This window comes from Sphingobium sp. IP1 (assembly GCF_002708645.1).
Classification (GTDB): Bacteria; Pseudomonadota; Alphaproteobacteria; order Sphingomonadales; family Sphingomonadaceae; genus Sphingobium; species Sphingobium yanoikuyae.
The window spans coordinates 1-2,692 of the sequence record NZ_NOIW01000226.1 but is presented as its reverse complement, the minus strand read 5'-3'; the positions used below and the strand labels follow the sequence as shown (position 1 = coordinate 2,692).

Below are 2,692 nucleotides of genomic sequence, written 5' to 3'. Positions count from 1 at the left end.
CCTAAGCCCCCTCCTTGTCCCCATAGACAAAGGCCCGCCGCCCCGACCGCAGCACCACTTCCCGCCGGACATAATCGACCTCATAGGCGTCGACGCTGGCGACATCCGCTTCCGTCAGGCGGAACAGCAGCCCTTCCACCGCATCCTCGGGATCGTCGCTCGGCTCGACCATCGGGTGCCAGCGCGTGCCACTCTTGGCGATCACGTCCGGGTCGCTGATCTCGATCATGCGCTGGCAATAGCCCGGCATCGCATCCGGCTCGCCCTGCACCAGCCGGCCGAACAGCGCCATCTGCACCTCCGCCAGCCGCAGCGTGCCATAGGAAAAGAGCAATATCTCGGTCATCTTCGCGCTCCTTCCGCTCAGCCCAGAGCCGCGTTGACGATGCGGATCTGGGTGAATTCCTCCACCCCGGCCAGCCCCTGGTGCCGGCCGATGCCCGATTGCTTGGCGCCGCCGATCGGCACGTCGAAGGGCAGATCGAACAATCGGTTGACCCAGACCAGTCCGCTGTCGATCCGCGCCGCCATCGCCTGCCCGCGCGCTGCATCGGCGGTCCACACCGACGCGCCCAGCCCATAGGGGCCGTCATTCACCCGGCGGACCAGTTCTTCCTCGTCCTCATAGGCGAGCAGCGGGATGATCGGCCCGAACTGTTCTTCCTGCACCAGCCGCGCCGCGTCGGGCAGGTCGGTGACGATGGTCGGCGCAATATAATAGCCGTCCCCCTCGATCGCCGCACCGCCATGCAGCACCCGCCCCTGCGCGCCCGTCTCCGCCAGCAGGTCGACCAGCCGCGCATATTGCGCCGCATTCTGCACCGGACCGATCGTCGTGCCGGCCGCCCGCCCGTCGCCAACCACCGCCCGCTCCGCGCATTCGACCAGCGCCGCGCCCAGCGCCGGCATCAGCGCGCGCGGCGCATAGATGCGCTTGACGCCCAGGCAGACCTGCCCGGCATTGCCCATCGCCCCGTCGAACAGGATCGGCGCCACCGCCGCGACATCGGCATCGTCCAGCAGGATCGCCGGATCATTGCCGCCCAGTTCCAGCGTGAAGCGCTTCACCGTGTCGGCCGCCGCCGCCATCACCCGCCGCCCGGTCGCGGTCGATCCGGTGAAGCTGACATGGGCGATTCCCGGATGCGCCGTCAGCATCGGCCCGACATCGCCGGCATCGCCCAGCATCTGCACCACCCCGGCGGGGAAGATGTCGGCCGCCAGCGCGCCCAGCATCAATGTCGTCAGCGGCGTCGTCGGCGCGGGCTTGGCGATCACCACATTGCCCGCGATCAGCGCCGGCGCGAGCTTGAGCGCCAGCAGCAGCAGCGGATAATTCCACGGCACGATCGCCGCCACAACGCCCAGCGGATGGCGCTGCTCGACCACGCGCTCGGCCGCGCTCTCCTTCAGCACCACCGACTCCAACCGCAACCCGGCATGATAGCGCAGCGCCGCCACCGCCCCCTCTATCTCGCCCCGCGCCTCGGCCAGCGGCTTGCCCTGTTCCTGCGTCAGACACGCGGCGAACTCCGCGGCCCGCCCCTCCAGCGCATCGGCCAGCGCCACAATCCGCGCGCCACGCGCGGCAAAATCCAGCGCGCGCCAGCCGGCAAAGGCCCGCTGCCCGGCAGCCACCGCCCGCTCCACCTGCGCCGCATCGGCACAGGGCGCGGCGGCAAAGACCTGCCCGTCCGCCGGATTGACAAGGTCGATCGCGCGCGCGCCATCAACCAGCTCACCATCGATAAGAAGCTGCATCCCGCCCCTCTACCGCAGCCATGCCATGCTGCAAGCCTGTCCTACAGCGGTGCGATCCGCTAGACCCACTTCATAAGTGCCAGCGTTCCGCATCGGGGGAGTATATGCACGAAAACCGCATTGGCGGCCTCGCCATCATGGCCATCCTTGCCTCGCTCACCGGGTGTCGGCAGCCAGTTCAGGACACCACAACCCTGCAGACGATCGAACGGGAAGCCAAAGCCTTGGCTGCGCGAACGCCCGCCAGCCAACAATTCGTGCCCAAAAGCCGTTGGCCACATCACATTGCGCAGCTCGATCCCATGAGCGTCACGATTTCCCCCGATGGCGTCGACATTCTGACAAAGCCCTATTTTGACGGCGGCTGGGGCTATTTCATCACGCATGATAGCCGGAAAGGTCCGCCGTCAGGCCCACACTTCTCCAAGATCGGCCATGATATCTACTGGTATCAGCCCGATTGATGGCCCGCATAGTCCTCGCTGCACGGCGCACAAAAGCGAGCGGGCTTGCGCGCAACAAGATTTCCAACAATTGTTCCAAAATATCAGAATGTGCGGGAAATATGCGAAGTTAAGCGAGGGATTTCCTATTTTTCCGCCGGCGCATCGACCCGGTCGCCATGGCTTTTGGGCGTCGAATTGACCAGGAAGTCGACCGGCGCGCCGCTCCTGTTCTGCGCCCGGTGCGGCACGCCCGGCGGCACGTCCAGCCCCTGACCCGCTTTGAGCACATGGGTCACCCCGCCCGCCTCCAGCGTCAGTTCGCCCGACAGGACATAGAAGAACTGCCGCGCCCGCTCATGATAATGGCGCACTTCCGCCCCACCCGGCACGATCCGTTCCTGGATCACCGACATCTCGTCGCGCTTCACCAGATGCCAGCCATCATTGCTGCCGCCCCAGACATAATGTTCGGCACTGGTCTTATC

At 66.3% G+C, this 2,692-nt stretch carries 4 protein-coding genes; 1 reads left to right on the top strand and 3 read right to left on the bottom strand.

Annotated elements, in window-relative coordinates; translation table 11 throughout:
* Position 1 precedes the first annotated feature (1 nt).
* Positions 2-346, bottom strand: coding sequence for a gamma-glutamylcyclotransferase family protein (locus CG471_RS29540; RefSeq protein WP_099234632.1), 345 nt, complete (start codon positions 344-346; stop codon positions 2-4).
* Between the two features lie 17 nt (positions 347-363).
* Complete coding sequence (locus CG471_RS29535; protein WP_099234631.1) at positions 364-1,761, bottom strand: aldehyde dehydrogenase family protein; 1,398 nt, start codon at positions 1,759-1,761, stop codon at positions 364-366.
* A 104-nt stretch (positions 1,762-1,865) separates the two neighbouring features.
* Here CG471_RS29535 and CG471_RS29530 point away from each other — a divergent pair, with 104 nt between their 5' ends.
* Positions 1,866-2,225 carry a hypothetical protein gene (locus tag CG471_RS29530; protein ID WP_099234630.1) on the top strand — a complete coding sequence of 120 codons (360 nt, stop codon included), beginning with the start codon at positions 1,866-1,868 and terminating at the stop codon, positions 2,223-2,225.
* 125 nt (positions 2,226-2,350) lie between these two features.
* On the opposite strand, the gene CG471_RS29525 is transcribed toward CG471_RS29530, so the two are convergent.
* Positions 2,351-2,692 (bottom strand): cupin domain-containing protein (locus CG471_RS29525; RefSeq protein WP_099234629.1); only part of this gene is annotated, 342 nt, incomplete at its 5' end.

Bases quoted from the DNA above. Each gene is read 5' to 3' on its own strand.
- CG471_RS29540 (WP_099234632.1), bottom strand. From the start codon at position 346: ATGACCGAGATATTGCTCTTTTCCTATGGCACGCTGCGGCTGGCGGAG.
- CG471_RS29535 (WP_099234631.1), bottom strand. From the start codon at position 1,761: ATGCAGCTTCTTATCGATGGTGAGCTGGTTGATGGCGCGCGCGCGATC.
- CG471_RS29530 (WP_099234630.1), top strand. From the start codon at position 1,866: ATGCACGAAAACCGCATTGGCGGCCTCGCCATCATGGCCATCCTTGCC.